Consider the following 26,298-nt stretch of genomic DNA (forward strand, 5'->3'; position numbering starts at 1 on the left):
ACGCTCGGGGCGTCGTATGGTTTCTGGATCGCTGTTGACCGGATAACAACCCTTCAGGGTAAAGAAGTCAAGACATTTGTCCTTCACAATTGACATATGTTTCACGTCAGCCCTATGGTCCTGAATGAAAAAGGACATCAGAATTTGGCCAAGCTGAGACGCGATACCCACACCGCATATTCGGAAGCGTCCTCCCTGCGGCTTCGCGCTGCCTGGCTCTACTACAACCAGGGCCTGACGCAGAAGGAGGTAGCCGAGCGGCTCGGCATCAGTCGCTCGACCGTCATCCGCCTTCTCGACGAGGCAATGAAACGCTCCGAAGTGCAGATCTGGATCTCGGAAGGCATCGACACCTGCGTCGAGCTGGCGACCAAGCTGGAACGCGCCTACGGACTGGATGAGGCGGTCGTGGTGCCCGCCCCGCGCGACAACAGCGCCGATGCACTGGCCGGCGCCGTCGGTCTGGCGCTCGGCCAGTTCCTGTCGGAAGCAATCCAGAACGACATGACGATCGGCGTCGGCTGGGGCCGCACGATGACGGCAGCGCTTTCGAGCTTCCGCCCGCCCCGTCGCGAACGCTGCAAGGTCGTCTCGCTGCTCGGCGGCATCGTCGCTGTCCACCAGACCAACCCGATCGACTTCACCTGGCGCTTTGCCGGCCAGCTGGGCGCCGAATGCTTCATGTTCCTCGCCCCGCTTCTGGTCGACAGCGTCGCCACCAAGCGGGCGCTGATCGACAAATGCGGCCTCGATGCCGTCTATGACCTCGCCGAGAATCTCGATCTCGCCGTCGTCAGCTGCGGTGATATCGGCCCGCATTCGACCTCGCTGTCGGAAGGCTTCATTTCAGCCACCGAACTCGAGCGGCTGATCGCCGCCGGCTGCGTCTGCGACACGATGTTCAATTTCCTCGACGAGGAAGGCCGGTCCGTCGATCAGAAGCTCAACGAGCGGGTCATGTCCGTCGACCTCGATACGCTCGCCAAGGCAAAACACATCGTCCTCTCCTCCGGCGGCACACACCGCGCCATCGCCATCCGCGCCACCATCCGCCGCATCGGCTGCAACACCCTCATCACCGACGAAACCGCCGCAGTGGAACTGCTGCGGCTGGCGGAAGCGGATTAGGACGGGCCTGCCTCATCGCCGAATGCGGGCGGGAGATGCCTGTCGGGATCGACAGCGTCATGAAGCACGCGACCGATCCCGATAAGCGACGGCTTAAGATACCGATAGAGAATGAAGGGGCGAAGCTGCACGACCAGTCCGCTTGCGTGCTTAGCCCTCGTCCGGCTATGCCTGAGATGGAAGCTGCGTATGCCTGCCCCAAGCTCCGCCCTATCGATTGAGTCCGGCCGGGTCGGGTCTTGCGACAAATCGCGAAAGGCAGTCACGAGAAGCTGTTCGTCACGGCGCCTTGCGCCGCGTCCGAAGTTCTCATCCGTATAGGCAATGATCTTGGTGATGTCGGCCTGGGCAGATAAGCCGCAGTGCATCGCCCACGATTTCGCTGGCGTTCTGATAGCGTCCCGTTTCCAGAAGCCGCGCGATCACCTGCTGGTGGTGCTCTGTCAGAACGACGTTGCATGTTGGCATGTTGGCTCCTTGGAACTGGCCGAGATCCCAGCGCATTGGGCACGACCCGCCAACTGCCGGCAGAGTTTCCCAGCCTCGGCCGCAACGACGTCAGAGATCGATATCCGTTGTCAGCAATGCAATCCTGTCGCGCCAGGAATGGTGCTCGAGCCGCTCCCATGTCCTGTCCATGGCATAGGCCGACGAGATGACCGGAATGCCGATATGGCCGAAGTACAGGGAAAGCTGGCGCTCGGCGATCTCTTCGGACATGCCGGCAATCTCGCTGCTGTAAAGTCCGGCGGCAAGGCCGGTGCGGTCGGAACCCGAGCGGCAATGGATCAGGATCGGCTTCGGTGCGTCCCGCATCATCGTGACAAGCCGGTCCGCCTCCGCTTCGCTCAACTGCCTGGAAGCCGACATCCGGAAATCGAGATGCGTCAGGCCAAGCCTTTTTGCGGCGGAGACCTCCTCGGCATACCATCCGGCCTTGTCGTCCTCGCCGCGCAAGTTGACGATGGTGCGGATGCCGTAGGTCTTTGCATAGGTCTCGATATCGGCGGCACCCGGCTGGGCAGACCGGTAGAGCTCGCCGTCGATCACCGTATGGAAATTGCCGCTGAGCTGCAGATACCCGAGATAGGCCCCCAAACCCAGAGCGGCAGCGAAAATCGCCGAGGCTCCCATGCGAAACCAGCTTCTGACGCGTGACTGTTCCATGCTGCCGTCCGTTGAAGTGCAGGATGGCAATCATTTCGGCCTGTTTGCTGACACGCACCTGAAGGACGGCAGGTTGTCGGGCGGACTGTGCGGCTCAGGCGTTGCCTGTCTCCCAGCCCAGGATCGCCCGCTTGCGGGTCAGACCCCAGTGATACCCGGTCAAAGCCCCGTTCTTCGCCACAGCCCGGTGGCAGGGCACGACGAAGGAGATCGGGTTGGCGCCGATTGCGGCACCCACTGCCCGGCTTGCCGTCGGCTGGCCGATATCGGAGGCGACGGCGGAATAGGTGACCGCCTTGCCGAACGGGATCTTCAACAGGCTTTGCCACACCTTGAGCTGAAAATCGGTCCCGATCAGAACGACGTTGAGCGGCCGGTCCGCAGACCATTGGCCCCGGTTGAAGATGCGGCCGATATAAGGCGCCGTCGCTTCTTTGTCCTCGACATAGGCGGCATTCGGCCAGCGCCTCACCATGTCCTCGAAGGCCGGTTTTTCGCCGCCGAGATCGGAGAACGCTAGTCCCGAAAGCCCACGCTCCGTCGCCATGACCAGCGCCATGCCGAATGGCGACGGATGGAACCCGTAGCGGATCGTCAGACCCGCGCCCCTTCCCTTCCATTCGCCCGGCGACATCGCCTCATGGGTCACGAACAGATCGTGCAGGCGGCCGGGTCCCGAGAGACCGAGTTCATAGGACGTCTCCAGAAGCGGCAGACCTTCCTGGCCAAGCAGCCGCTTGGCATGATCGAGCGTCACCGCCTGCAGGAACGCCTTGGGCGATAGGCCCGCCCAACGGGTGAACACCTTTTGCAGCTGCGTCGGCGACTGGCCAAGTTCGGCCGCGATCGTTTCGAGCGAAGGCTGCGCGCGATAATCGAGCGTCAGCATCTCGATGACACGCCGCACGGTTTCATAGTCGGAGCCATCAGGCGTCACGTCGATGCCGGGTGCGGACATGTCGGGCCTGGAAAGCGAAGCAAGAGCGTTCATGGCAATCTCCCTGTGCCCTATAGATGCACGCTCGATCCCATCAGAGCCACCCGTTTCTTGTCGGGGTCACAATCGTCTTGTGACGGTCGCCAGCGCGCCCCGAAATGCCCTCGCAAAGCTCTCACGATCGTCCGGGTTCAGAAAGGAACCGATTTCGGTCTGCCGTCCCTCACCCGAGACCTGCATCGCCGTAATCCCAAATTCCTCGTGCCTGCTGACGTTGAATCGCGCCCAAAACGGGTTGTAGCGATGCTCCACCATCCGCCCCGTTGGTGAAAATTTCCGGATCGACAGATTGGTCCTCGACACCGTGACTTCCTCGCGCTGCCGGCCGGAACGGTAGCTGAGTTTCAGCGCGCCATAGAGAAGCAGGAAATCAAAACCGAGGAACAGCCCGATCGGCCAGGCGCCGGTCGCCAGGAAGAAAAGGCCGTAGAACAGGCAGACGGCACCCGATATCGACAGCACGACGAAAAACCCGCGTCGGCCAAGCGACCGATAGGGCGTCAGTTCGGCTGCAAAGACCGGTTTCTCATCGATCGGCTGCGCGTTGATTTCCGTCATGGGGCGAGACTATACAGTGTCATGGCCCTTGCGAAAATCAAATCCACGAAAACCCCGGCGACAAAAAGCAGCACCACCAAAGGCCGGAAGCCGAAGCGCTTCAAGCCCGCCTATACGCCTGACGAAATGGTGGAGATCTTCCGCCGCTTCTCGGTGCAGCGGCCGGAGCCGAAGGGCGAGCTCGAGCACGTGAACCCGTTTACGCTCGTCGTTGCCGTGGCGCTGTCGGCGCAGGCAACCGATATCGGCGTCAACAGGGCGACCCGCGAACTGTTCAAGATTGCCGACACGCCGGAAAAGATGCTGGCGCTCGGCGAGGACGGCGTGATCGCCCATATCAGGACGATCGGCCTCTACCGCAACAAGGCCAAGAACGTCATCGCGCTCTGTCGCATGCTGATCGACGAGTTCGGATCCGAGGTGCCAAGCACGCGCGAGGACCTGGTGCGCCTGCCGGGCGTCGGCCGCAAGACGGCCAATGTGGTGATGTCCATGGCCTTCGGCATCCCGACGCTTGCCGTCGACACGCATGTGTTTCGCATCGGCAACCGCTGCCTGATGGCGCCCGGTAAAACGCCGGATGAGGTCGAGGAGCAGTTCCTGAAGGTCATTCCCGACCAGTATCTGTTCCACGCCCATCACTGGCTGATCCTGCACGGCCGCTATACCTGCAAGGCCCGCAAGCCCGAATGCGAGCACTGCGTCATCGCCGACCTCTGTCGGTCGCCCGAAAAGACCTGTCCCATCCCAGCACCGCTGGTCGAGCTACCGCCTCAGGTGATCGGCGTCTGAAGCCGGAAGGACGGGTCGCGCTTCGATACCTTCTTGTGCAGATGCACCATCAGCCCGGCCGCAAACAGCGGCGTCAGCAGGTTGACGAAGGGGATCGCCAGGAAGCCGGCGATCAGCAGGCCCGCCATGAACACGGTTGAGGAATGCTTCGAGCGGAACGCCCGCGCCTCGGCGGGAGGGCGGAACCGCATCGCGGCGAACTCGAAGAATTCCCGTCCCAGCAGATACCCGTTCACCAGGAAGAACGCAATCAGGTTGACGCCGGGAATGAACAGCAAAAGCAGCGCGATAATATTGCCGATGATCACGATGCCGAGAAACTGGATCGACCCCAGGATCGCCTGACCGAGCGGCATTTCCCGGCCCGGCACGTCATCGGGATAGTCGCGCTTTTCGATCACCGCCGCCACGTCGTCGAGAAACAGGCCGGCAATCAGCGCAGTGATCGGCGCGATCAGCAGAGCCAGCACCAGCGCCAGTCCGATGCCGGCCGCGATCGCCGCAAACAGCGTCAGCCATCCCGTCCAATCAGGCACATCCGGAAAAAAGGCGGCAAACCACGGCCAGAGGTAGAGAGCGAAGAGCTCGCGCAAGCCGAACCACAACCCGATCAGGATCAGGAATGTCAGCCCCAGCGTCTTCCAGAAGGCCGATCTCGTCTCGGGCGCAAACAGGTTGATCAGCGATAGGCGTGCGGCGTCGAGGATCATCGGCGTCTCCAGGTTAGGCTCGCAGCATGTAGGTCAACCATCGCCCGGGAACAAGCGCCGGTGGATATAGGAATCCGGCTGCGAGGAACGTATACTCACGGCATACACCCGCACCGACGTGGTAGTGACGGAGATCCGCATGACAAGCCTGCTGCTCCTTGGCGCGACCGGACTGGTCGGCGGCCACGTCCTCGAACTGGCGCTCAAGGACGACCGGGTCACCCGCGTCATCGCGCCCACCCGCCGGCCGCTGCCTCCGACCGCCTTGCCCGCCCATCCGAAGCTCGAAAATCCCATCACCGATCTCAGCCGCGGCCTTCCCGAGGCGGACTGGTGGGCCGTCGATGCGGTCATTTCGGCGCTCGGCACCACCCGGGCAAAGGCGGGATCGGACGAGGCCTTCCGTCTGGTGGATTACGCCACGCCTCTCGGTGCGGCCCGGCGCGCGCATGAACGAGGTGCAACCCGTTTCTCGCTCGTCTCGTCCACCGGCGCCAATTCGAAGTCCAGCCTGCTTTACCTGCGCACCAAGGGCGAGCTTGAAGATGCCATCCGCGCCATCGGCTTTTCCACGCTCACCATCGTCAGGCCCGGCCTTTTGGGTGGCGACCGCAGCGAATTCCGGCTCGGCGAACGGCTTGCCAGCATCGCGCTGAAGATCGCCCATCCCATCCTGCCGCGACGGCTGCGCATCAGCCCGGCCCATGTGGTGGCAAAAGTTCTGCTGGATGCGGCAATCGGCGGTGAAAAGGGAGAGCGCATCGTCGAGGCGGATCAGCTTTCGGGATGAGTTGCAGCTTAGTCCAGCGACCGCAGCTCTTCGCGGTGACGGATCATCGCGAGGAACCGCCGGTAGTCGCGCTCATAAAGGTCTCGTCCCGTGCTGGGTAGCCGCTCGCTGCCACCGCTGTTCATCGCATGTCCGGCATCAAGCAACGAGCCATGCAGACCGCCCGCAACCGCGGCAGCCATGGCCGTTCCGAGCAGAACCGCATCGCGGTTGTGCGGGATGACCACCTTGCAGCCCGTGACATCCGCATAGAGTTCCACCAGCAGCGGGTTGTTCACATGCCCGCCGGTCACGTGCAGCGTCTCGAACCGGTAACCAAAGTCAGCCATCGCATCGAGAATATGACGGATGCCGAGCGCGATCGACACGCAGGTCCGCCAATAGCGGCGGCAAAGCCCGTCGAAGGACGTATCGAGCGTCAATCCGCTGATGACGCCGGTCGCATGCGGGTCCGCAAGCGGCGACCGGTTGCCGTGAAAATCCGGCAGAATGTGCAGATCCGGCGCGATCTCCTCGCCGCCCGCCGCCGCACGCATCTCGCCGACTCGGGCGATGATTCTCTCATGCAGATCGGTGGTCGGCTCGCCGCCGGCTGCGTGCATCATGACGATATGATCGAGCAGAGCGCCCGCCGCCGACTGTCCGCCCTCGACCAGCCAATGGTCGGGCAGTACCGCCTCGTAATACGGGCCCCAAAGGCTGCGACCGGGTTTCGGCTCCCTGGTGAAGGCGACGATGCAGCTCGATGTACCTCCGATCAGCGCAACGCTCGTCTCCAGCGACGAGCCTGGAAAGCTTTTCGCCCCAACACCGCCAAGCACGCCATAGGCACCCGCGTAAGCGTCGATCATTCCCGGCGCGACCTGAACGCTGGTATCGAGGCCAAGTTCGGCCGCCGCCTTTTCGCTGAGCGGTCCGATCGAGCCGCCGACACCGATCGTATCGTCCGGCAGACCGCCCTTCTCAATAAGGTCGTCGAGCCCGGCAAGCGCCAGATAATCCGCGCTCCAGCCCGGCGTCTCATGCGCCAGGTAATTCCATTTGGCCGTCAGCGTGCAGCGCGAACGCGACGCGGAACCTGTGGCTTTCCAGGTCAGGAAATCGGCAAGATCGAAGAAATAACCGGCCCGGCTCCAGCTGTCTGGAAGGTTCTGCTTCAGCCACATCAGCTTGGGCATTTCCATTTCCGGCGAGATCGATCCCCCGGCGAAATCGAGCACCGCATGGCCGCTTCTTGACAGCGTCTCCGCCTGACTGATCGCCCGGTGGTCGTGCCAGACAATCGTATCCTGATGCGCGTTGCCGCTGACAGATACGCTCAGCGGTGCGCCGTCGCGGTCCCTCGCCACAAGCGAGCAAGTCGCGTCAAAGCCGATGGCCCCCACCTGGGATGCAGAAATCCCAGCCTCGGCCAACGCCGCTTTCACGGAGATGCAGGTTGCGGACCAGATGTCTTCGGAGGAATGTTCGGCGTGCTTATCCCGTGGGCGGAACATCAGGATCGGATGTTTGGATTTCGCAATCAGCGTTCCGTCGCGGCCGAACACGCCGGCACGGGCGCTTGCCGTGCCGATATCGACCGCAACGAGAAAATCACGCATCCCGATTTGTTTCCTGTCCCTGTAAGTCGCGCAGACTGTCCCCGTCGCGTCCCGCCAGCCTGAAAGCCGAGCTTCAGGTGTTCGCGGAAACCGAACCGTTGCGATCCTCGATATATTTTTGGACAAGGTGGAGCAAATCCGGCATCGCGTCAAACACGACGTCGGGCGATAGCGCCTCGATCCGGTCACGGTATCCGGAAGTGTGGGTGTGCGATCCGCCGGTAAAGGCGAATGACGCCATGCCCGCCCGCTGGGCCGCCTCGATGCCCGCGGGGCTGTCTTCAATGACGATGCAATCTTCCGGCGCGAACCCCATTTCGCTTGCTGCCATCAGAAAGAGGTCCGGCGCGGGCTTGCCGTTCTTCACCATTGTGGCGCTAAAGATATGGGGATCGAGCTTGTCGATCAGGCCGGTGATCGTCAGCGACAGCCGGATGCGGTCGGGATTGCTGGAGGATGCGACGCAGGCTTGAAGCCCGAGCGCCTCGAGCGTTTCGGCGATGCCGGGGATCGGCTTCAGCTCGGCCTTGAACAGGCTGTAGAGATCGGTGCGCATACCCTCGAGAAATTCCGGCCCGGTGTGGAAACCGTATTCCTCGTCCATGACCTGGCGCATGGTCGCCAGGCTGCGGCCGAGGAAGCGCTCATAGGCTTCCTCCTCGGCCATTTCGATACCGTGGCGGTTGAGCGCAGCCACCAGAACCCGCACCGACAACGGCTCGCTGTCGACAAGGACGCCGTCGCAATCGAAGATCACGAGATGGCGTGGTTTGATTGCGCTAATTCCCGTCACGGTGTTCACCTCAATCCTTGACGAGCTGGTCGTCGAGATAGAGCTGCAGCGTCTTGGCCGTGCCCTCTGTCCATAGCGTCTTCAGCGCATGCGCAAACCGCTTGCGGAACAGATCCGAGGAAGAGACCTCGCCGAAGATCTCGTCGAACACCAGGAACGCGTTAGGATCGTCCTTGGCCTTGATCGCTGCGGCCTGCAGTTTTTCGGCACTCGTATCATTGAACACGATCTGGCGACCGCTGTCCGACGTGCCCGCAAAATAACGGCACCACAGCGCCGACACAAGCGACAGGCCGACGATATCGAGGCCCTGGTCCAGCCGGTCGCGGGTCGATGGCAGGATGAACTTCGGCTGGCGGTTGGAACCGTCCTGCGCCAGCCGCGGAATGGTGTCGCCGATCTTCGGGTTGAGGAAGCGGTGCTCGATCAGGTCGAAATAGTCGTCGAGGCTCGTATCTGGAACCGGCGGCACGATCGGGATGATCTCTTCCTTCTCGAGCTTTGCAAGGAAGGCCCGGATCAGCGGATGCTCCATTGCCTCGTGCACGAAATGGATGTCCAGCAACTCGCCGGGATAAGCGATCGTCGCATGGCCGCCGTTGAGGATGCGCAGCTTCATCAGCTCGTAGGGCGCGACGTCGGGCACGAACTGAACGCCGACTTCTTCAAGCGCCGGACGGCCGAGCGGGAAATGATCTTCCATCACCCACTGCTTGAACTCTTCGCAGAATACCGGCCAGTTATCGTCGATATTGTAGTCATTCTTGAGGATATCGACTTCGCGCGGACCGGTGGCCGGCGTGATGCGGTCGACCATCGAATTCGGGAAGGCGACATTGTCGTGGATCCAGGTCGCAAAATCCGGATCCGACAGCTTGGCGAGACCAACGACGGTGTTTTCCGTCACGTGGCCGTTGCCCGGAATGTTGTCGCAGGACATGATCGTGAACGGCGCAAGGCCGCGCGAACGGCGAAGCTTGAGGCCGGCAAGGATCAGCCCGAACACCGTCTTCGGCGCATCAGGGTTGCTGCCGTCTTCCACCATAGCCGGATGGGCCGGGTTGAAATGGCCGGACGCGTCGATGAAATAGCCGCCCTCGGTGATCGTCATGGAGACGATGCGGATGGTCGGATCGGCCAGCTTCTCGATCAGCGCCTGCTTGTCGTCAGGCGCAATGATGTCGATCATCGGCGCGGTCACGCGGGCACCGGTCTTGTTGTTGTCCTGCTCCACGACGGTGGTGAGGAAATCCTGCGCCTTCAGCTTGTCGCGCATGGCGGCATCGGACGGCATCACGCCGGCGCCGATGATGGCCCAGTCGTGGCCCTTGCCGATGTTGAACAGGTCGTCCAGGTAGATCGCCTGGTGGGCGCGGTGGAAGTTGCCGACGCCGAAATGCACGATGCCGGGGGAGAGCGTCTTCGGATCGTAGGTGGGCACGCCAGCGGTCGCTGCGGCATCCTTGAGAGTTGCCAACGAAAGCTTCACAGTCATTTTCTCATACTCCGATTGGCCTGCTGTTCAGGCCTTTGGGATCATTCAGGCCCGGATCGCAAGACCCTTGTCGTCGAAGCGATGCAGTTTGGTTTCATCCGGCGTCAGGTAGACCGTGTCGCCGTAGCTCGCGCCGAACTCGCCGCCGGCACGCGCCGTGATCGGGCCGATACCATCGACGTCGAGATGCAGGAACGTGTCGGCGCCCAGATGTTCGGCAACCGAAACCCGGCCTTTCCACAGACCGCTGTCCTTGGAAAGCCCGATATGTTCGGGACGAACGCCCACGGTCTTGCCGTTTTTCGCCTTGGCGTAGTCACCTTCCAGCAGGTTCATCTTCGGCGAACCGATAAAGCCCGCGACAAACAAATTACGCGGCGACTTGTAGAGCTCCAGCGGCGAACCGACCTGCTCGATATTGCCGCGGTTGAGCACCACGATCTTGTCGGCCATGGTCATGGCTTCGATCTGGTCGTGGGTAACGTAGACCATCGTGGTCTTCAGCTGGTTGTGCAGGTCGCTGATCTCCAGACGCATCGTGCCGCGCAGTGCCGCATCGAGGTTGGAGAGCGGCTCGTCGAACAGGAAGGCCGAAGGTTCGCGCACGATCGCACGGCCGATGGCCACGCGCTGGCGCTGGCCGCCCGACAGCTGACCGGGGCGACGCTCGAGATAATCGGTGAGGTTGAGGATGTGCGCCGCATCGGCGACCTTCTTGTCGATCGCCGACTGTTCCATCTTCGCCATCTTGAGCGGGAAAGCGATGTTCTTGCGCACGCTCATATGCGGATACAGCGCATAGGACTGGAACACCATCGCAAGGCCGCGTTCGGCCGGAGCGGCGTCCGTCACGTCGCGACCGTCGATCTTGATCTGGCCGCCGGTCACGTCTTCAAGCCCCGCAATGAGACGCAGAAGCGTGGACTTGCCGCAACCCGAAGGTCCGACGAACACGACGAACTCGCCGTCGTTGATTTCGAGATCGATCGACGGAATGACCTTGGCTTCGCCGAACGTCTTCGAGACTTTGGAAAGAGTAATGCTGCCCATAAGAGTGATCCTTACTTAACCGCGCCAAACGTGAGGCCGCGAACGAGTTGCTTCTGGCTGAACCAGCCGAGGATGAGGATCGGCGCGATGGCCATGGTCGAGGCCGCCGAAAGCTTTGCCCAGAACAGACCCTGCGGCGAGGAGAAGGAGGCGATGAAGGCCGTCAGCGGAGCCGCGTTTGTCGTGGTCAGCTGGATCGTCCAGAACGCTTCGTTCCAGGCAAGGATGACGTTGAGGAGCAGCGTCGAGGCGATGCCGGGAACCGCCATCGGCGTCAGCACGTAGACGATTTCCTTCCACAGGTTGGCGCCGTCCATCCGTGCCGCTTCCAGGATTTCGCCCGGAATTTCGCGGAAGTATGTGTAGAGCATCCACACCACGATCGGCAGGTTGATCAGCGTCAGCATGATGGTGAGGCCGATGCGGCTGTCGAGCAGGCCGAAGTTGCGGAACAGGATGAAGATTGGCAGCAGCACCGCCACGGCCGGCATCATCTTGGTCGACAGCATCCACATCAGGATGTCCTTGGTACGCTTGCCGGGCGCGAACGCCATCGCCCAGGCCCCGGGGATCGCGATGATCAGCGCGAGGATGGTGGAGCCGACCGACAGGATCACCGAGTTCATGAACGGCTTGAAATAGTCGCGCTGCGTCTGCACCGTGATGTAGTTCTCAAGCGTGCCCGATGGGATCAGGCTGAAGCCGGCGATCGCTTCCTGCTCCGTCTTCAGGCTGGTGATCAGCGCGTAGAGGATGGGGAAGAAGATCAGGAGTGCGACGACCCAGGCCAGGATTGTCCAGCCGATCTTCGCTCCGGTTGTTACTTTGCGAGCCATGATCGTTCCTCCTACTTGTCCAGGTTCTTGCCGACGGCGCGCATCAGGAAGAAGGCGACGATGTTGGCAAGCACGACGGCGATGATACCACCCGCTGCACCCCCGCCGACGTCATAGCCGAGACGTGCAGTGCGGTAGATGAGGAAGGTGAGGTTGGTGGACGCATAGCCCGGACCGCCATTGGTGGTGACCAGGATTTCAGCGTAGATGCCGAGCAGGAAGATCGTCTGGATCAGGATGACGACCGTGATCGCGCGCGAAAGATGCGGCAGCGTCAGGTAGATGAAGCGGTTGAAGAAGTTGGCGCCATCCATTTCGGCTGCTTCGCGCTGCTCGCTGTCGAGCGACTGAAGCGCCGTCAAAAGGATAAGCGTCGCAAACGGCAACCATTGCCAAGCGACGATGATGATCACCGCAAACAGCGGATACTGGGCAAACCAGTCGATCGGCTGAACCCCGAAGAACCGCGCGAGATCCGCCAGCACGCCGTAGCCCGGATGCATGATCATGTTCTTCCAGATCAAGGCCGCCACCGGCGGCATCACGAAGAACGGCGAGATCACCAGAATGCGCACGATACCCTGGCCGAAGATCGGCTGGTCGAGCAGAAGCGCGATCGCGACACCGCCGATGACGGTAATGCCGAGCACGCCGAGCACCAGCAGCATCGTGTTCCAGATCGACTGGAAGAAGGCCGGATCGGTGTAGAAATACTGGTAATTGAAGAAGCCTGCGAAGCTCACGTTCTGCGGCGTCAGCAGGTTGTAGTTCTGGAACGAGTAGTACAGCGTCATTGCGAGCGGTACGGCCATCCAGACCAAAAGAACGATGACGGAGGGCGCCATCATCAGGCGTGCCAACGTCTTGGTATTTTGCGTTGCCATCTTTGAGGCCCCTCCCCGGAGGTAAGCGCGCCGCACGCGGCCAGAGGAGGACGCGAAGGCATGATCTTGTTTTTATAGGGTAGCGTGCTGGAACAGCGAGATGCAGTTCAGCATCCAATCGTCATCCTGTGATCTGCTGCCCGGCACGGATGCCGGACAGCAGTGTCTTGACCAAGCTTACTTGATGTAACCGGCGCGGGTCATGTCGCGGGTTGCCGTTGCCTGAGCGGCGGCAAGCGCGTCATCGACCGTGGACTGGCCGGCGACAACAGCCGAGAACAACTGACCGACCGTGGTGCCGAGAGCCTGGAATTCAGGGATCGCGACGAACTGGCCACCGGTATAAGGCACCGGCTTGACGGTTGGCTTGGTGATGTCGGCAGCGTCCATGGCAGCAAGCGTCGGAGCTGCGAAGGCGGCGGCCTTCTGGTAGTCCGCGTTCTTGTAGAGCGAGGTGCGCGTGCCCGGAGGAACGTTGGCCCAGCCTTCCTTGGCAGCAACAAGCGTCGTGTATTCCTTGCTGGTTGCCCAGGAGATGAACTTCTGAGCCGATTCAGCCTTCTTGGACGATGCCGGAACGGCAAGGTTCCAGGACCAGAGCCAGTTGCCGTGGTTGGCGACGCCTTCCTTGCTTGGGAAGAGCGCATAACCGACCTTGTCGGCAACTTTGGAGTCCTTAGGGTTCGACACGAACGATGCAGCGACGGTCGCGTCGATCCACATGCCGCATTTGCCCTGCTGGAACAGCGTCAGGTTTTCGTTGAAGCCGTTGGAAGAAGCGCCCGACGGGCCGGAATTCTTCATCATGTCGGCGTAGAAGGTAAGTGCTGCCTTCCATTCCGGCTGATCGAACTGCGGCTTCCAGTTTTCGTCGAACCAGCGTCCGCCGAACGAGTTGGTCAGCGCCGAAACGAAGGCCATGTTCTCGCCCCAGCCGGCCTTGCCACGAAGGCACATGCCGCTGATGTCGGCCTTGCGGTCGGTCATCTTCTTGGCAGCGTCAGCGATGAATTCCCAGGTCGGGGTTTCCGGCATTTTCAGGCCGGCTTTTTCGAACAGGTCCTTGCGGTACATGATCATGGCGGATTCGCCGTAGAACGGTGCCGCATAGAGCTTGTTTTCAACCGAAAGACCACCGCGGATCGCCGGCAGCAGGTCGTCCATGTCGTACTTGTCGCCGAGACCTTCGAGCGGCAGAAGCCACTTCTGCTTGGCCCAGATCGGAACTTCGTAGTTGCCGATCGTGACGATGTCGTACTGGCCGCCACCGGCCGCGATATCCGTCGTCACGCGTTCGCGCAGGACGTTTTCTTCGAGCGTGACCCACTCGACCTGGATGTCCGGGTTCGCCTTGGTGAACTCGGACGTCAGGCCCTGCATGCGGACCATGTCGCCGTTGTTGACTGTCGCAATGGTGAGGGTTTCGGCAGATGCAGTCGTGGCCACAAAGGCCAGAGCTGAGCAGGCGCCCAGCAGAATAGTTTTCATAGTCATATCTTCCTCCCGAGAAGATGGAATGCGAGCATTCGCTTTGCTCATGGGCAATTACCCACATAAAGCTAGCGCAAGTCAATGGGAATTCATCGCTGCGATGCAACCGAAAGCGACAATTCACTGAAATTTCAGGCAGAATTCTATCTGCCGCGCTTAAGCAGTAAGCAGATACCGCGCTGCGGCCTCGTCGGTGATGATGCCGTTGAGCAGTCCGCCTTTCAGGGCTGCGCGCATGGCGACCCACTTCTTCTTGCCTTGGGCAATGCCAATGACACAGCAGGTCTCGCGCGACGGGATCGGCACGGAGGCCACCCGGCCGTTGACGGCACTGTCGAGCAACTCACCCTGCTGATCGTAAATCCAGCCGCAAATTTCACCCGCGGCACCGCGATCCACCAGCGACACCATTTCGTCGCGATCCAGAAATCCGTCGACGCAAAGCGGCGCATCGACGCCGAGTTCGCCGATCCCGACAAAGGTGACGTCGGCTTGTGCCCCGAGCGCAAGTGTCGAGCGCACGAGCGCCTGGTCATGCAGCGTGTCGCGCTCCTCGATGGAGGCACAAAGGACCGGCAGCGGCATGGGAAAATGCCGCGCCTTGATGGCATCGGCCATCGAGAAGATGACGTTGTAATAGGCGGCCGACCCGTCCGGCCCGATATTGCCGGTCAGCGACACGATACGGTGCTGCGGGCATTCCATCGGCGGCAGCTGATCGACAGCGGCTTTCAGCGTCCGACCTGTCCCGACGGCGATGATGATCGGATCCGGCCGTTTCAGCCAGCGCTCGATCTCGCCCGCCCCGGCTTCGGCAATGCCGACGGTGGACGAGCTGCCGCCCGGATCGCTTGGCACGATTTCCGCATGCTTGAGATCGTATTTCTTGCGCAGCCCTTCAGCGAGTTCGAGACAGGCGGAGATCGGATGGTCGAGCCGGACCTTGATCAACCGCTCGGCAACCGCAAGCGACACGAGCCGCTGGGCCGACTGGCGGGAAATGCCCATGGCATTGGCGATCTCGTCCTGGGTCCTCCCCGCGACGTAATAGAGCCAGCCCGCGCGCGCAGCATCGTCGAGCCGGCCTTGGGTGTCACTCCGCTTAGCCATGGCAGTAAATCTCCTCTGGTCGATTTGCTGACATGTTTTTTGAGGGGCTGTCAAATGGCGATGGGGAAGGAGTGTCATTCCTCCGCTTTGACGGCGACGTCGCGATTGACCGCTTTCGCCCGTCCATCGCGAATTGATTGACGTATTCCGTCAAGAACATCGATCATCATGGCTTTCGGAAGAAAGCCGTAGGCGAAGCCCTGGCCTCGTCCGACCGGCCGCACGTCTGGCCCAGGCCATGTGAATACGTTGAGATCGTCTGTTTTCACCCAGGAAGGTTGCGCGTCTAGGCCAAGACGCCGTTTGGTTTCTGGTGGCAGCTCAACCGCATACTTCATATCTGTCGGCGGGCTGTGCGTGATCGGCGCGACATATAAGAGTAACCGACCTGCTTCAGATCTGACCGCCAGCACAACAGCGCAGGGCCGATCTTTTCCCTCCTCCTGCCCACGGAGGACCTCGTTCCGCCACAGATAAGCGTACCGAATAACAAGACCTGGGCGGGGCTCTGAAGTCAGCAGAGCCCTCCTTTACTTGTATTCATGATCGAACCGAGCTGTTTCTTCCGGAATTTCAACCAAATCCAGGGCGGCAATGACCTCGTCTGGCAATTCCCATGGATAAACGGCTTGCCTGTCATCATAAACCTTGAGCCGTTTGTATTCTTCAGCAGACATGATGACGACGCTGTCCTCGCCCTTCTTCTCTATCGAGACGGGCTCACGCTGCGCCAGATCGAGATAACGCTCGAAGTCATCCTGCAACTGGCTGGCTGTGATCGTGACCATGTACGATCTGTCCTATTGTTTGTTTTTCATATCGGCTTGCACTCGAATCCTGCTGGCGACATAGGCAATTGCCTGATCCGGCGAAAAACCCTCCCGATCGAACATTTCGAACATGGCTAAGTCGTCAGCGTCGAGAGGGTTACCCTCGATCATCTGCAAATGCGCTGCTTCCAGTGTCCGCTGGCGGATATCATCCCTGTCGCTCATGCAGCCATCATACTGCAGATCGCGAAATCCGACAAATGATAGATGCGAGGCGGCGCCCCAGTTGGCGCCGCCTTCGCGTTCGTTCCGGGCCGTCCGACGTCAGGCCACCTGCACGACGTGGCCTGCGCCGACTTCGCGATATTCCCGCACCGGCGGCACGAAATCGACCGATCTGATCGGGCTCTTGATCTCTTCGGTGGAAAGGTTGCGCTTGATCCGGCGTCGCGAGGGATCCGGCACCGGCACCGCCGACATCAGCTTCTTCGTGTAGGGATGCTGCGGGTTTTCAAACACCGCCGCGCGCGGGCCGATCTCGACGATTTCGCCCAGATACATCACCGCCACCCGGTGGCTCACGCGCTCCACCACGGCCATGTCGTGGGAGATGAACAGGAAGGCGAGGTTGAGAGACTGTTGCAGGTCGAGCAGTAGATTGCAGACCTGCGCCTTGATCGACACGTCCAGCGCCGACACCGCTTCGTCGGCAACGATCACCTTCGGATCGAGCATCAAAGCTCTGGCGATCGCGATGCGCTGCCGCTGGCCGCCGGAAAATTCGTGCGGAAAGCGCCGCATCATGTCGGCCGAAAGTCCGACCTTTTCGAGAAGGTTCGCCGCCTTTTCGCGCGCCTGTGCCTTGGTGCCGAGCTTGTGTTCGATAAACGGTTCGGCGACGGCAGACCCCACGCTCATGCGGGGGTTGAGCGAGGCGAACGGATCCTGGAACACCATCTGGATCGACCGGCGCATGGTTCGAAGCGCATGCTGGTCGAGGCTCATCACGTCGTAGCCGTCCACCTGAACGGTACCGCTGGTCGGCGTGATCAGCCGCGTCACGGATCGTCCGGTGGTCGACTTGCCGCAACCGGATTCACCCACCAGCGCAAGCGTTTCGCCGGCATAGAGATCGAACGAGACCTTTTCCACCGCATGCACTGCCCCGGACTTGCGTCCGAGAAGGCCGGAATGGATGTCGAACCGCGTCGTCAGGTCCTTCACGTCGAGGATCGGCGTCTTGCCCTTGGCAACCGTGTCGAACACTTCGCCCAGAACCTGCTGTTCGCCTGTGTTGACATCGATCAGCGGAAACCGCATCGGCAGCTTGCTCTGCCCCATCGAGCCCAGCCGCGGCACGGCCGAAAGAAGCGCTCGCGTGTAGGCATGCTGGCCGCGGTGGAAAATATCGCCGGTCTGGCCGGTTTCCACCGCATCGCCACGGAACATCACGATCGTCCGGTCAGCCACTTCCGCCACAACGCCCATGTCATGGGTGATGAACAGGACAGACATGCCCTCTTCTTCCTGCAGCATCTTGATGAGGTCGAGGATCTGCCCCTGGATCGTCACGTCCAGCGCCGTCGTCGGCTCGTCGGCAATCAGAAGCTTCGGCTTGGCCGCAAGCGCCATGGCGATCATCACGCGCTGGCGCATGCCGCCGGAAAACTGGTGCGGGTATTCGTCGAAACGGCTCTTGGCGTTGGGGATGCGAACCTTCTCGAGAAGCCGTATCACCTCCGCCTTTGCCTCGGCCTTGGAGATGTTGGTGTGAACCGTCAGCGCCTCTGCGATCTGCTTTCCAATCGGGAAGATCGGATTGAGCGAGGTCATCGGCTCCTGGAAGATCATCGAGATGTCGTTGCCGCGCACCCGCCGCATCTCCTCCTCCGGCAGGGCCAGAAGCTCCTTGCCCTGAAGAAAAACCTGCCCCTCGATCCGGCTCGAATTCTTCTGCAACAGCCGCATGATCGACAGCGACGTCACCGATTTGCCGGAGCCGCTTTCGCCCACGATCGCAACCGTCTCGCGCGGTGCCACATCAAACGAGATGTTGCGCACAACCGTCTTCCATTCGTCGTTCACCTTGAACGACGTCGTCAGGTTCTTCACAGACAGGACCGGAGTGACCGATCCGCCAGACTGTTCCATCGCAGGTCCGGAAAGCAGCATGCATGTTTCCTTGATTTGGGCGGCCCCGTCGCGACTGGTGGCGGCATCGCGAGGGGCCGGTCGGAAGAGGATACGATCAGGCGGCGAGCGCCGTCTCGGCAAGCGAAACCCAGTAGCTCACGCCGTAGGGAATGGCCTCGTCGTTAAAGTCGTAGGCCGCGTTGTGAAGATTGGCGGTATCGCCATTGCCGAGGAAGATGAAGGCCCCCGGCCGCTGCTCCAGCATGTAGGAAAAGTCTTCAGCGCCCATATGCGGTGCTGCATTGGCTTCGACCTTGCCCTGGCCCGCCACTTTCGAGGCGATCCCGACGGCAAAATCGGTCTCGTTGTCATGGTTGAAGGTGACCGGATAGCCGCGATTGTAGACGACCTCGGCCGTAGCACCATGTGCGATTGCGGTTGCCTCAGCCACTTCCTTCAGGCGCTTTTCGGCAAAGTCGCGGGTTTCCGGCAGCAGCGTGCGCACGGTACCGGCCAGCGTCACGAAGGCCGGGATGACGTTGCTCGCCTGGCCGCCATGGATGGAAGCGACGGTGACGACGAGGGATTTGAGCGGATCCGTCTCGCGCGAAACGACCGACTGTAGCGCGATCACCACGTGCGACGCGGTCAGTACCGGGTCGATCGAAAGATGCGGCTGGGCGGCATGGCTGCCACGGCCGGAAATGGTGATCTCGAAAGTATCGGCCGCCGCCATGATGCCGCCCTTGCGGATCGAGAAACTGCCGACCGGGAGCGCCGGTGCATTGTGCATGCCGTAGACTTCCTTGATGGAAAACTTGTCCATCATGCCGTCCTCGATCATGGCAAGCGCGCCCGCGCCGCCTTCTTCGGCGGGCTGGAAGATGACAGCAACCGACCCTTTGAAATTGCGGGTTTCGGAAAGATACTGCGCAGCACCCAGAAGCATTGCGGTATGTCCGTCATGGCCGCAGGAATGCGCCTTGCCCGGTGTTTTCGAAGCCCACGGCACGCCCGATGTCTCAAGAATCGGCAGCGCATCCATGTCGGCACGGAAGCCGATAACCGGGCCATCGCCCTGGCTGCCCTTGATGATGCCGACGACGCCCGTCTTGCCGATGCCGCTCTCAACCACGTCGCAACCGAAGGCTTTCAGCTTCTCGGCAACGAAGGCGGATGTGTAGTGAACGTCGTAGAGAAGCTCCGGATTCTCGTGCAGATGGCGTCTCCATTCTGCAACCTGATCCTGCATTTCGGCGACGCGATTGATGACAGGCATTTGGACAATCCTTTAGATTTCTTAGCATTTCTGGTCTCGAAGGCTTGGATATTGCGACGGCTTCGTTTGAATTTGCAAGCGTCAATTTTCGCCCTTGAACACAAAATAGGCCTATGCTTAGATGGCTCAAAATTTGATCACCTCGGCATATTGCGGGTATCAAATGTAATATACGACTTACTTTTCAGGAGGATGCGGGAATTCTAATCTGCGACGCGCCAGGGAAGACAGGGCGCCATGCAGCTCGACGGCATCGACACCGGCAAACGGGCGATCCGGGCACTAAAATCGAGACAAATCAACATCAAGGGGAATAGCAGCATGAAGAAGTTGAAGCACCTATTGGTCGGCACGGTGGCCGTGCTCGCCCTGGGTGGCACCGCAGCCCACGCCGAGCGCGGCACCGACGGAGACCTGAAGGCCCTGTTCTGGCAGGCGGTTTCCACGCTGAATCCGTATCTTTCGGCCGGCACGAAGGAAGTCTATGCGTCCTCGATCGTGATTGAGCCCCTCGCCCGCTACGACGAGAAGGGTGAACTGGTTCCGTGGCTCGTGACCGAGATCCCAACGGTTGAAAACGGCGGCGTGGCAAAAGACCTTCTCAGCATGACCTGGAAGATCAAGCCGGGCGTCAAATGGTCCGACGGCACGGCGTTTACCGCTGAAGACGTGATCTTCACCTGGAAATACTGCACGGCGCCGGATGGCGGCTGCGCCCAGGCGGCTCAGTACGAAGGCGTCAAGAACGTCGAGGCGATCGACCCGAACACCGTCAAGATCACCTTTACCGAGCCGAAGCCCTACCCCTATTCGGCTTTTGTGGGCGCCCAGTCGCCGGTCATCCAGGCCAAGCAGTTCAAGGATTGCGTCGGCGCCAAGGCTCCCGGCTGCACGGCCGCCAACTTCGGTCCGATCGGCACCGGCGCCTTCATGGTCGCCGATTTCAAGCCGAACGACGTCATCACCTTCAAGGCCAACCCGAACTACCGCGATCCGGCAAAGCCAGCCTTCGCGTCGATCACCCTGAAGGGTGGCGGCGACGCTGCCTCTGCTGCCCGCGCCGTGCTTGAAACCGGCGAATACGATTACGCCTGGAATGCCCAGGTCGAGCCTGAAGTGCTGCAGACCATGCTCGCTGCCGGCAAGGGCCGTCTTGAAATCTCGTTCGGCACCCAGGTCGAGCGTATCAACCTCAACCACTTCAATGCAGATCCTTCGCTGGGCGCCAAGCGCTCCACCAAGGAAGCCGGCCCGCATCCGTCGCTCAAGGATCCGGCCGTTCGCCGTGCACTGTCGCTTGCCATCGACCGCGACATCATCGTCGAGGCCGGCTACGGCCAGTCCGGCAGGGCCACCTGCAACATCCTGCCCGCTCCGGAAGTCGTTGCTTCCACCAAGAACGACAGCTGGTGCCTGAAGCAGGATATCGAGGGCGCCAACAAGCTGCTCGAAGATGCCGGCTGGAAGAAGGGTGCTGACGGCATCCGCGCCAAGGATGGCGTACGCCTTTCCTACCTCTACTCCACCTCGACCAACTCGGTTCGCCAGGCGACCCAGGAACTGGTAAAGGCGATGTGGGCGGAAATCGGCGTTGATGCGGAACTCCGCAACGCGTCTGCCTCCGTCTTCTTCGGTGGCGACCCGGCAAGCCCGGACACGTTCCAGAAGTTCTATGCCGACGTTGAAATGTACACCAACAACTTCGATGGCACCGATCCTGAAAAGTACATGGCGGAATGGCTGTGCGACAAGATCCCCGGCCCGGCAAACGGCTGGCAGGGGCAGAACATCCCGCGCTACTGCAACCCTGACTACGACAAGCTGGTCAGCGAACTGTCCAGAACCGCCGATCTCGACAAGCGCGCAGCAATCGCCAAGCAGCTCAACGACATGCTGACCGAGGAAGGCGCACATATCGCGCTCGTCCACCGCGGTGACCAGTCGTCCTTCGCGCTCACGCTCGACGGCATCAAGATGAACTCCTGGGACAGCCAGGTCTGGAACATCGCAGACTGGTCGCGCAAGAAGTAAGGAGACAGCCGGCAACCCTCAGCGGTTGCCGGCGCTCTGTCTCACTCTTCGTATGGCATGATCTTCCCGGGGCTCATCGGCCCGGGAAAATCTGATGCGGCACATCAGGACTTCGCGCCCTATCACCGCATTCTGCGGCATGATCCGGCGTCGTCTGGAGAAATTCGTACATGTTCACATACACGTTGCGACGATTGTTCTTCGCAATACCGACCCTGCTGATCATCAGCTTCGTCATCTTCGCGCTGCTCGATCTGGCACCAAACGATCCGACTGGCGACCTGCCCCTGACGATCCCGCCGGAAGTCCGCGCACAGATCCGTGCCTCGCTCGGCATGGATCAGCCCTTCCTCCTGCGCTATCTCTACTGGCTGCAGCAGTTCTTCATCAACGAGCCGCTGAATATTCTCGAACGTCTGACAGGCTGGCAGTTCGGCGATGGTCAGCGCATGCGTGTCCTGTCCTGGGCAACCCGGAGCCCTGTCGTCGACCTCATTGTGCAGCGCCTGCCGCAGACGCTCTGGGTCGTTGGCCTCGCCTATCTGTTCGGCATTCTGATCGCCGTTCCGATCGGCGTCATCTCCGCCTACAAGCAGTATTCGATCTTCGACCAGGTCGGCACGTTCGTATCGATGGTTGGCTATTCTGTGCCCACATTCTTCACCGGTGTGCTGTTGATCGTTATCTTCTCGTCCTACCTGCAATGGTTCCCATCGGTCTACGACACCAATCTGCAGGTCACGAGCTTTGCCACCTTCGTCGCGCAGGCAAAGCAGATGGCAATGCCGGTGGCGGTTCTGGCGCTTTACAACGCGTCGCAGATCACCCGCTTCGTGCGCGCATCCATGCTCGACAACCTGCATCAGGATTATGTCCGCACCGCCCGCGCCAAGGGCGTCAAGGAAAACGTCGTGCTGCTCGTCCACGTTCTGCGCAACAGCCTGATCCCGGTCGTGACGGTGATTGCGCTCGGCGTACCCACGATCTTCTCCGGCGCCATCATCACCGAACAGATCTTCCGCGTGAACGGGCTGGGCCAATTGCTGATCGTCGCCGTCCAGGGCGCCGATATTCCTCTCGTTCAGACACTGACCTTCATCTTCGCGGTGCTGATCGTACTCTTCAACCTAATCGCCGACGTTCTCTACGGCATTCTTGACCCGAGGATCCGGTATGACTGACGCGACAATCGCAAACCCCGCACCCGCCAGGGCGTCATCCCCAACACGCTCCGCGATGGCCGACATGTGGCGGCAGTTCCGAGCGCATAAGGGCGGCGTCGCCGGCCTCATCGTCTTCACCTTCATCGTTCTGGCTGTCTATGTCGGCCCCTATATCCACAGGGTCGCGCCCAACCAGCTGAACATCCGCGAGAAGAACCAGTGGCCGTCGCTGGCGCATCCGTTCGGAACCGATAATCTCGGCAAGGACATGCTGGCCCAGGTTCTGGCCGGCGGCCGCATCTCGCTTGCGGTCGGCATCACCGCCATGCTGCTCGCGCTCTTCCTTGGCACGCTGGTGGGGGTCCTCTCGGGCTACTTCCGCAGGCTGGATGGGCCGTTGATGCGGTTGACGGACCTGTTCCTGGCCCTGCCGCTTCTGCCGCTTCTGCTCGTGATCCTGCTTCTGTTCCGCGATACGCTGCGCGCAGCCTTCGGACCGGAGACCGGCATCTTCATCCTGATCGTGGTCGTCATCGGCGTCACGAGCTGGATGCACACGGCACGTATCGTGCGTGGCGATGTGCTTGCGGTCAAAAGCCAGGAATTCATCCTGGCGGCGAAATCGAGCGGCATGCGGGAATACCGGATCGTGCTTCGGCATATTCTGCCCAACGTCCTGTCCTCGATCATGGTGTCTGCGACGCTCGGCATTGCCTCGGCCATCATCACGGAATCGTCGCTGTCCTTCCTCGGCCTCGGCTTCCCGTCGGATTTCCCGACCTGGGGACGATTGCTGTTTGACGGCGCCAACTTCCTGCAGCTGACGCCATCACGCGTGCTATGGCCAGGCCTTGCGATTTCTGCAACGGTTCTGAGCGTCAACTACATGGGCGATGCAATCCGCGATGCGCTCGATCCAAGAACCCTGAAGCGCTGATTTCAACGCTCCAGATACGACCCGGAACGGCGGCGAAAGCCGCCGTTTCCCGTTGCGTCGTCCGCTCTCATTTTTTCTTCGATTTTTTGAAAATCTGCCGGAACCTAATTCCCGGACGCCCGTTCTACTGATGTCTGAAGGCGACCCCCCGTCCCCCGCCCTACAAAGAGCCTTCGGACATACTCTTCAATCCCCCTCGAAGAGAAGAACTGGCTCGGCTCCCTAGTGGAACCGAGCCAGCTCCGTTTTGGGCAGCCGCTATCGCCGGCACGACTTGTTCCCTTGTGACGTGAAAACATTGCGCCGAGCAACGAGCCCCGCATGGGGCTATCCCGGTGGCTCGACATTCGCGAACAGCCCGATGCTTCGATCATCGGGCCTTCGCGTCATGTGAGGAATTGGTAGGCCCGACCTTCAGTCGCTGGCGCCTTCGAGCGGAAAGCTCAGGCGGTACTGTATGCGATCGTTGGAGATCACATATCGTGCCTTTCCGTTGACGGACGCAGGTACCACCCGTTCGAGAACCGTGCTGCCGAAATGCGATCGCATCCCATCCTCGCTGACGTCGACGCTGTCGTTTTCTATCAACGCCTCGTCCCAGACGATCTCAAGAACGTCATGCCCATCCACGTGCACCCGGTTGGCCGCCACTTCGATCGGCAGGCGGCTGCGCATGACGGAGCCGTGACTGACGGCGTTGACCACCAGCTCGTGCAGCGCCAGCCCCACATGCAGCGATGCATTGGGCGTCAGCAGGACGTTGTCACCGCCCATGCGGACGAGATGCTTGTTGTCGGGAAGATACTTTTCGGTCTGTTGTTGAACCAGATCGAACAGATAGGCGCCGCGCCAACTCGAATCGGTGATCAGGTCCTGACTCTGCGACAGCGAATAGAGCCGCCCCCGGAACTTGTGCAGGAAAAGATCGAGCGACCCTGAATAGCGCGCCGTCTGCAGCGCGATGCTCTGGATGATCGCAAGCAGGTTCTTGGAGCGGTGACTGACTTCGCGCAGCAAGGCCCGGAGCAACCGCTCACGATGCCGCTCTTCCGAACGGTCATTGATCGTGGTGACCAGATGCAGGTTCCCGCCTTCGACGCCGACGGCCTGGACGCGGAATTCGAAGACCTGGTCCGAACCCGCCGTGACCTCGATATGGCCTTTGCGGCCAAGCTCGGTCATTTCCGATTTCAGCGTGTGGAGTTTCGCAGCCACGTCGTCGCCGAACAGGCTTGCATCGCTTGGCGCGTCCACGCCTTGAAGCGACCAGACCTGAGGCAGGTTGGCAACGAGAAGGTAATTCTGCTGGGTGTCCTGGATAATGATGCATGCGCCGAGATCAATCAGCGCTGGCATGAAAAACTCACGCAACTTGTCATCACTCTGACCAGCTTGCTGCCATGTCAGCGGATGCGTCACTTGGTAAACTCCGTTGCGACTTCCAGGCGAACGGAAGTCTGAATATAGACTTCCGCAACTCATTCAAGTTCAAAATCTTATAAAGTGTCGGTCTTGTCGAAACAACCCAACCCTTTGGTAATCCTTAGCTCTAACGAGACGTACCAACCAGGCCAAATCTCTTTTTCAATATCCGCAGGTAAGTATCCCACGGACGCCTTAAATCAAGGGAAGACATCGCTCGGCATCATAACGGGAAAGCAAGCGGGGCGTTCCGATATCCCAGAACGCCTCTCTTTGGGGTTTGTTCCTGCCTAAAATCGATCGATGGCAGATAGATCAGGCAGCAGCCTTAACCGCGTCATTGAAGAACAAGGCCTGGCTGATCAGAGCCTTCACCATATCCGGATTGAAAGGCTTGGTGACGAGGAAAGCAGGCTCAGGCCGCTCGCCGGTCAGCAGACGCTCCGGGAATGCCGTGATGAAGATCACAGGGACATTGGAGGACTTCAGGATCTCGTTGACCGCGTCGATGCCGGAGCTTCCGTCCGCCAGCTGGATATCGGCGAGAACCATCTTCGGCTGCGATGTCTGGAACAGCGATACCGCTTCCTTGTGGGTACGGGCGATACCCGTGACGCGGTGACCAAGGTCCTGTACCATCTGCTCGATGTCGAGCGCGATCAGCGGCTCGTCTTCGATGATCATGATATCGGTCGCGACCTGGCGGGAAATTTCGCGCGAGGCTTCATCGAGAAGCTTGTTCACTTCACCAACGCTGATATCGAGAACCTCAGCCGCTTCCTCGATCGTGAAGCCTTCGACCGAAATCAGAAGGAAGGCATGACGGGACTGCGACGGAAGGTTCGAAAGGTTAGCCGCTGCGCGCTGTTCCCAAGCAAACGGCGAGTCGATCGGCCGGATCTCGATTGAAGTGGAACCAAAAATTGCGACAAACAGTTTGTAAAGCGATACACGATCCTTAGACGACTCCGGAAAGATGGAGACGTCCGCGATCAGGGCCTCGAGGACCGCCGCGACATAGGCGTCTCCCGATGTCTGCGATCCGGTAACGGCCCGCGCATAGCGGCGCAGATATGGAAGATGAGACGCAACGCGTGAGGTCAGTGACATAAAAAAATACTCCCCGGGACCCAATGAGGGCAATTGACGGACTAATAACGT

The 26,298-nt window shown here is 60.6% G+C and carries 27 protein-coding genes; 6 read left to right on the forward strand and 21 right to left on the reverse strand.

Annotated elements, in window-relative coordinates:
* The first annotated feature begins 144 nt into the window (after positions 1-144).
* Complete coding sequence (locus IFT66_RS11685) at positions 145-1,128, forward strand: sugar-binding transcriptional regulator (protein WP_192077686.1); 984 nt, start codon at positions 145-147, stop codon at positions 1,126-1,128.
* Here the strand turns inward: IFT66_RS11685 and IFT66_RS11690 are convergent.
* The 5 genes from IFT66_RS11690 to IFT66_RS11710 form a co-directional block, all read right to left on the reverse strand.
* Positions 1,125-1,496, reverse strand: a complete 372-nt coding sequence (locus IFT66_RS11690; protein ID WP_192077687.1) for a type II toxin-antitoxin system RelE/ParE family toxin — start codon at positions 1,494-1,496, stop codon at positions 1,125-1,127. The genes IFT66_RS11685 and IFT66_RS11690 overlap by 4 nt on opposite strands.
* Entirely contained in the window at positions 1,438-1,632 is a 195-nt protein-coding gene (locus IFT66_RS23935) for a ribbon-helix-helix domain-containing protein (RefSeq protein WP_348271499.1), read from the reverse strand. Before IFT66_RS23935 ends, IFT66_RS11690 begins: the two co-directional genes overlap by 59 nt.
* 54 nt (positions 1,633-1,686) lie before the next feature.
* On the reverse strand, positions 1,687-2,295 hold the full coding sequence (locus IFT66_RS11700) for a dual specificity protein phosphatase family protein (protein WP_244476232.1): 609 nt from the start codon (positions 2,293-2,295) through the stop codon (positions 1,687-1,689).
* Positions 2,296-2,389: 94 nt separating this feature from the next.
* On the reverse strand, positions 2,390-3,286 hold the full coding sequence (locus IFT66_RS11705) for a methylated-DNA--[protein]-cysteine S-methyltransferase (RefSeq protein ID WP_192077688.1): 897 nt from the start codon (positions 3,284-3,286) through the stop codon (positions 2,390-2,392).
* Positions 3,287-3,352: 66 nt separating this feature from the next.
* The gene (locus IFT66_RS11710) at positions 3,353-3,850 is read right to left on the reverse strand and encodes a DUF2244 domain-containing protein (protein ID WP_113167014.1); all 498 of its coding nucleotides are present in this window, start codon (positions 3,848-3,850) and stop codon (positions 3,353-3,355) included.
* A gap of 21 nt (positions 3,851-3,871) precedes the next feature.
* On the opposite strand from IFT66_RS11710, the gene nth reads away from it, so the two are divergent.
* Positions 3,872-4,642, forward strand: a complete 771-nt coding sequence (nth, locus tag IFT66_RS11715; RefSeq protein ID WP_192077689.1) for an endonuclease III — start codon at positions 3,872-3,874, stop codon at positions 4,640-4,642.
* Here the strand turns inward: nth and IFT66_RS11720 are convergent.
* Entirely contained in the window at positions 4,624-5,352 is a 729-nt protein-coding gene (locus IFT66_RS11720; protein WP_192077690.1) for a sulfate transporter family protein, read from the reverse strand. The genes nth and IFT66_RS11720 overlap by 19 nt on opposite strands.
* Before the next feature lie 139 nt (positions 5,353-5,491).
* Here IFT66_RS11720 and IFT66_RS11725 point away from each other — a divergent pair, with 139 nt between their 5' ends.
* Positions 5,492-6,142: an NAD(P)H-binding protein gene (locus tag IFT66_RS11725; RefSeq protein ID WP_192077691.1), complete on the forward strand. Its 651-nt coding sequence runs from the start codon at positions 5,492-5,494 to the stop codon at positions 6,140-6,142.
* A gap of 8 nt (positions 6,143-6,150) precedes the next feature.
* Here IFT66_RS11725 and IFT66_RS11730 read toward each other — a convergent pair whose 3' ends face one another.
* The 13 genes from IFT66_RS11730 to IFT66_RS11790 form a co-directional block, all read right to left on the reverse strand.
* The gene (locus IFT66_RS11730; RefSeq protein ID WP_192077692.1) at positions 6,151-7,743 is read right to left on the reverse strand and encodes an FGGY-family carbohydrate kinase; all 1,593 of its coding nucleotides are present in this window, start codon (positions 7,741-7,743) and stop codon (positions 6,151-6,153) included.
* A 73-nt stretch (positions 7,744-7,816) separates the two neighbouring features.
* The gene (locus tag IFT66_RS11735) at positions 7,817-8,527 is read right to left on the reverse strand and encodes an HAD-IA family hydrolase (RefSeq protein ID WP_192077967.1); all 711 of its coding nucleotides are present in this window, start codon (positions 8,525-8,527) and stop codon (positions 7,817-7,819) included.
* Positions 8,528-8,546: 19 nt separating this feature from the next.
* Complete coding sequence (locus tag IFT66_RS11740) at positions 8,547-10,031, reverse strand: mannitol dehydrogenase family protein (protein WP_192077693.1); 1,485 nt, start codon at positions 10,029-10,031, stop codon at positions 8,547-8,549.
* A gap of 45 nt (positions 10,032-10,076) precedes the next feature.
* Positions 10,077-11,081, reverse strand: a complete 1,005-nt coding sequence (locus IFT66_RS11745; RefSeq protein ID WP_062461262.1) for an ABC transporter ATP-binding protein — start codon at positions 11,079-11,081, stop codon at positions 10,077-10,079.
* Positions 11,082-11,092: 11 nt separating this feature from the next.
* Complete coding sequence (locus IFT66_RS11750; protein ID WP_192077694.1) at positions 11,093-11,917, reverse strand: carbohydrate ABC transporter permease; 825 nt, start codon at positions 11,915-11,917, stop codon at positions 11,093-11,095.
* An 11-nt stretch (positions 11,918-11,928) separates the two neighbouring features.
* On the reverse strand, positions 11,929-12,801 hold the full coding sequence (locus IFT66_RS11755) for a carbohydrate ABC transporter permease (RefSeq protein WP_062461269.1): 873 nt from the start codon (positions 12,799-12,801) through the stop codon (positions 11,929-11,931).
* 177 nt (positions 12,802-12,978) lie between these two features.
* Positions 12,979-14,295, reverse strand: a complete 1,317-nt coding sequence (locus IFT66_RS11760) for an ABC transporter substrate-binding protein (RefSeq protein ID WP_113111925.1) — start codon at positions 14,293-14,295, stop codon at positions 12,979-12,981.
* A 153-nt stretch (positions 14,296-14,448) separates the two neighbouring features.
* Entirely contained in the window at positions 14,449-15,402 is a 954-nt protein-coding gene (locus IFT66_RS11765; RefSeq protein ID WP_062461275.1) for a sugar-binding transcriptional regulator, read from the reverse strand.
* Positions 15,403-15,476: 74 nt separating this feature from the next.
* Positions 15,477-15,923: a type II toxin-antitoxin system PemK/MazF family toxin gene (locus IFT66_RS11770; protein ID WP_113167286.1), complete on the reverse strand. Its 447-nt coding sequence runs from the start codon at positions 15,921-15,923 to the stop codon at positions 15,477-15,479.
* A 9-nt stretch (positions 15,924-15,932) separates the two neighbouring features.
* Positions 15,933-16,190: a type II toxin-antitoxin system Phd/YefM family antitoxin gene (locus IFT66_RS11775; RefSeq protein WP_192077695.1), complete on the reverse strand. Its 258-nt coding sequence runs from the start codon at positions 16,188-16,190 to the stop codon at positions 15,933-15,935.
* Positions 16,191-16,202: 12 nt separating this feature from the next.
* Positions 16,203-16,397: a hypothetical protein gene (locus IFT66_RS11780; RefSeq protein ID WP_192077992.1), complete on the reverse strand. Its 195-nt coding sequence runs from the start codon at positions 16,395-16,397 to the stop codon at positions 16,203-16,205.
* Positions 16,398-16,496: 99 nt separating this feature from the next.
* Positions 16,497-18,344, reverse strand: a complete 1,848-nt coding sequence (locus tag IFT66_RS11785; protein ID WP_192077696.1) for an ABC transporter ATP-binding protein — start codon at positions 18,342-18,344, stop codon at positions 16,497-16,499.
* Between the two features lie 76 nt (positions 18,345-18,420).
* Complete coding sequence (locus tag IFT66_RS11790; RefSeq protein ID WP_192077697.1) at positions 18,421-19,584, reverse strand: M20 aminoacylase family protein; 1,164 nt, start codon at positions 19,582-19,584, stop codon at positions 18,421-18,423.
* 321 nt (positions 19,585-19,905) lie between these two features.
* Here IFT66_RS11790 and IFT66_RS11795 point away from each other — a divergent pair, with 321 nt between their 5' ends.
* The 3 genes from IFT66_RS11795 (at position 19,906) to IFT66_RS11805 (ending at position 23,715) form a co-directional block, all read left to right on the forward strand.
* Positions 19,906-21,615 (forward strand): peptide ABC transporter substrate-binding protein, encoded by a 1,710-nt coding sequence (locus IFT66_RS11795; protein ID WP_192077698.1) that lies wholly within the window; start codon positions 19,906-19,908, stop codon positions 21,613-21,615.
* Between the two features lie 170 nt (positions 21,616-21,785).
* Positions 21,786-22,796 carry an ABC transporter permease gene (locus IFT66_RS11800; RefSeq protein WP_062582030.1) on the forward strand — a complete coding sequence of 337 codons (1,011 nt, stop codon included), beginning with the start codon at positions 21,786-21,788 and terminating at the stop codon, positions 22,794-22,796.
* On the forward strand, positions 22,789-23,715 hold the full coding sequence (locus tag IFT66_RS11805) for an ABC transporter permease (RefSeq protein ID WP_092659653.1): 927 nt from the start codon (positions 22,789-22,791) through the stop codon (positions 23,713-23,715). The genes IFT66_RS11800 and IFT66_RS11805 overlap by 8 nt, the downstream gene beginning before the upstream one ends.
* Positions 23,716-24,129: 414 nt before the next feature.
* On the opposite strand, the gene IFT66_RS11810 is transcribed toward IFT66_RS11805, so the two are convergent.
* Together IFT66_RS11810 and IFT66_RS11815 are read right to left on the reverse strand one after the other, a co-directional pair.
* The gene (locus IFT66_RS11810) at positions 24,130-25,071 is read right to left on the reverse strand and encodes an HWE histidine kinase domain-containing protein (protein WP_244474087.1); all 942 of its coding nucleotides are present in this window, start codon (positions 25,069-25,071) and stop codon (positions 24,130-24,132) included.
* A 381-nt stretch (positions 25,072-25,452) separates the two neighbouring features.
* Positions 25,453-26,247, reverse strand: a complete 795-nt coding sequence (locus IFT66_RS11815) for a response regulator (protein WP_062461304.1) — start codon at positions 26,245-26,247, stop codon at positions 25,453-25,455.
* Positions 26,248-26,298: the final 51 nt, after the last annotated feature.

This window comes from Rhizobium sp. CFBP 13726 (genome assembly GCF_014841925.1).
Taxonomy (GTDB): Bacteria; Pseudomonadota; Alphaproteobacteria; order Rhizobiales; family Rhizobiaceae; genus Neorhizobium; species Neorhizobium soli.

What these genes read in the sequence shown, in the direction of transcription:
- IFT66_RS11690 (WP_192077687.1), bottom strand. Translation starts at nt 1,496, where the DNA reads ATGCACTGCGGCTTATCTGCCCAGGCCGACATCACCAAGATCATTGCC.
- IFT66_RS23935 (WP_348271499.1), bottom strand. Translation starts at nt 1,632, where the DNA reads ATGCGCTGGGATCTCGGCCAGTTCCAAGGAGCCAACATGCCAACATGC.
- IFT66_RS11700 (WP_244476232.1), bottom strand. Translation starts at nt 2,295, where the DNA reads ATGGAACAGTCACGCGTCAGAAGCTGGTTTCGCATGGGAGCCTCGGCG.
- IFT66_RS11705 (WP_192077688.1), bottom strand. Translation starts at nt 3,286, where the DNA reads ATGAACGCTCTTGCTTCGCTTTCCAGGCCCGACATGTCCGCACCCGGC.
- IFT66_RS11710 (WP_113167014.1), bottom strand. Translation starts at nt 3,850, where the DNA reads ATGACGGAAATCAACGCGCAGCCGATCGATGAGAAACCGGTCTTTGCA.
- nth (WP_192077689.1), top strand. Translation starts at nt 3,872, where the DNA reads ATGGCCCTTGCGAAAATCAAATCCACGAAAACCCCGGCGACAAAAAGC.
- IFT66_RS11720 (WP_192077690.1), bottom strand. Translation starts at nt 5,352, where the DNA reads ATGATCCTCGACGCCGCACGCCTATCGCTGATCAACCTGTTTGCGCCC.
- IFT66_RS11725 (WP_192077691.1), top strand. Translation starts at nt 5,492, where the DNA reads ATGACAAGCCTGCTGCTCCTTGGCGCGACCGGACTGGTCGGCGGCCAC.
- IFT66_RS11730 (WP_192077692.1), bottom strand. Translation starts at nt 7,743, where the DNA reads ATGCGTGATTTTCTCGTTGCGGTCGATATCGGCACGGCAAGCGCCCGT.
- IFT66_RS11740 (WP_192077693.1), bottom strand. Translation starts at nt 10,031, where the DNA reads ATGACTGTGAAGCTTTCGTTGGCAACTCTCAAGGATGCCGCAGCGACC.
- IFT66_RS11745 (WP_062461262.1), bottom strand. Translation starts at nt 11,081, where the DNA reads ATGGGCAGCATTACTCTTTCCAAAGTCTCGAAGACGTTCGGCGAAGCC.
- IFT66_RS11750 (WP_192077694.1), bottom strand. Translation starts at nt 11,917, where the DNA reads ATGGCTCGCAAAGTAACAACCGGAGCGAAGATCGGCTGGACAATCCTG.
- IFT66_RS11755 (WP_062461269.1), bottom strand. Translation starts at nt 12,801, where the DNA reads ATGGCAACGCAAAATACCAAGACGTTGGCACGCCTGATGATGGCGCCC.
- IFT66_RS11760 (WP_113111925.1), bottom strand. Translation starts at nt 14,295, where the DNA reads ATGACTATGAAAACTATTCTGCTGGGCGCCTGCTCAGCTCTGGCCTTT.
- IFT66_RS11765 (WP_062461275.1), bottom strand. Translation starts at nt 15,402, where the DNA reads ATGGCTAAGCGGAGTGACACCCAAGGCCGGCTCGACGATGCTGCGCGC.
- IFT66_RS11775 (WP_192077695.1), bottom strand. Translation starts at nt 16,190, where the DNA reads ATGGTCACGATCACAGCCAGCCAGTTGCAGGATGACTTCGAGCGTTAT.
- IFT66_RS11780 (WP_192077992.1), bottom strand. Translation starts at nt 16,397, where the DNA reads ATGAGCGACAGGGATGATATCCGCCAGCGGACACTGGAAGCAGCGCAT.
- IFT66_RS11785 (WP_192077696.1), bottom strand. Translation starts at nt 18,344, where the DNA reads ATGCTGCTTTCCGGACCTGCGATGGAACAGTCTGGCGGATCGGTCACT.
- IFT66_RS11790 (WP_192077697.1), bottom strand. Translation starts at nt 19,584, where the DNA reads ATGCCTGTCATCAATCGCGTCGCCGAAATGCAGGATCAGGTTGCAGAA.
- IFT66_RS11795 (WP_192077698.1), top strand. Translation starts at nt 19,906, where the DNA reads ATGAAGAAGTTGAAGCACCTATTGGTCGGCACGGTGGCCGTGCTCGCC.
- IFT66_RS11800 (WP_062582030.1), top strand. Translation starts at nt 21,786, where the DNA reads ATGTTCACATACACGTTGCGACGATTGTTCTTCGCAATACCGACCCTG.
- IFT66_RS11805 (WP_092659653.1), top strand. Translation starts at nt 22,789, where the DNA reads ATGACTGACGCGACAATCGCAAACCCCGCACCCGCCAGGGCGTCATCC.
- IFT66_RS11810 (WP_244474087.1), bottom strand. Translation starts at nt 25,071, where the DNA reads ATGCCAGCGCTGATTGATCTCGGCGCATGCATCATTATCCAGGACACC.
- IFT66_RS11815 (WP_062461304.1), bottom strand. Translation starts at nt 26,247, where the DNA reads ATGTCACTGACCTCACGCGTTGCGTCTCATCTTCCATATCTGCGCCGC.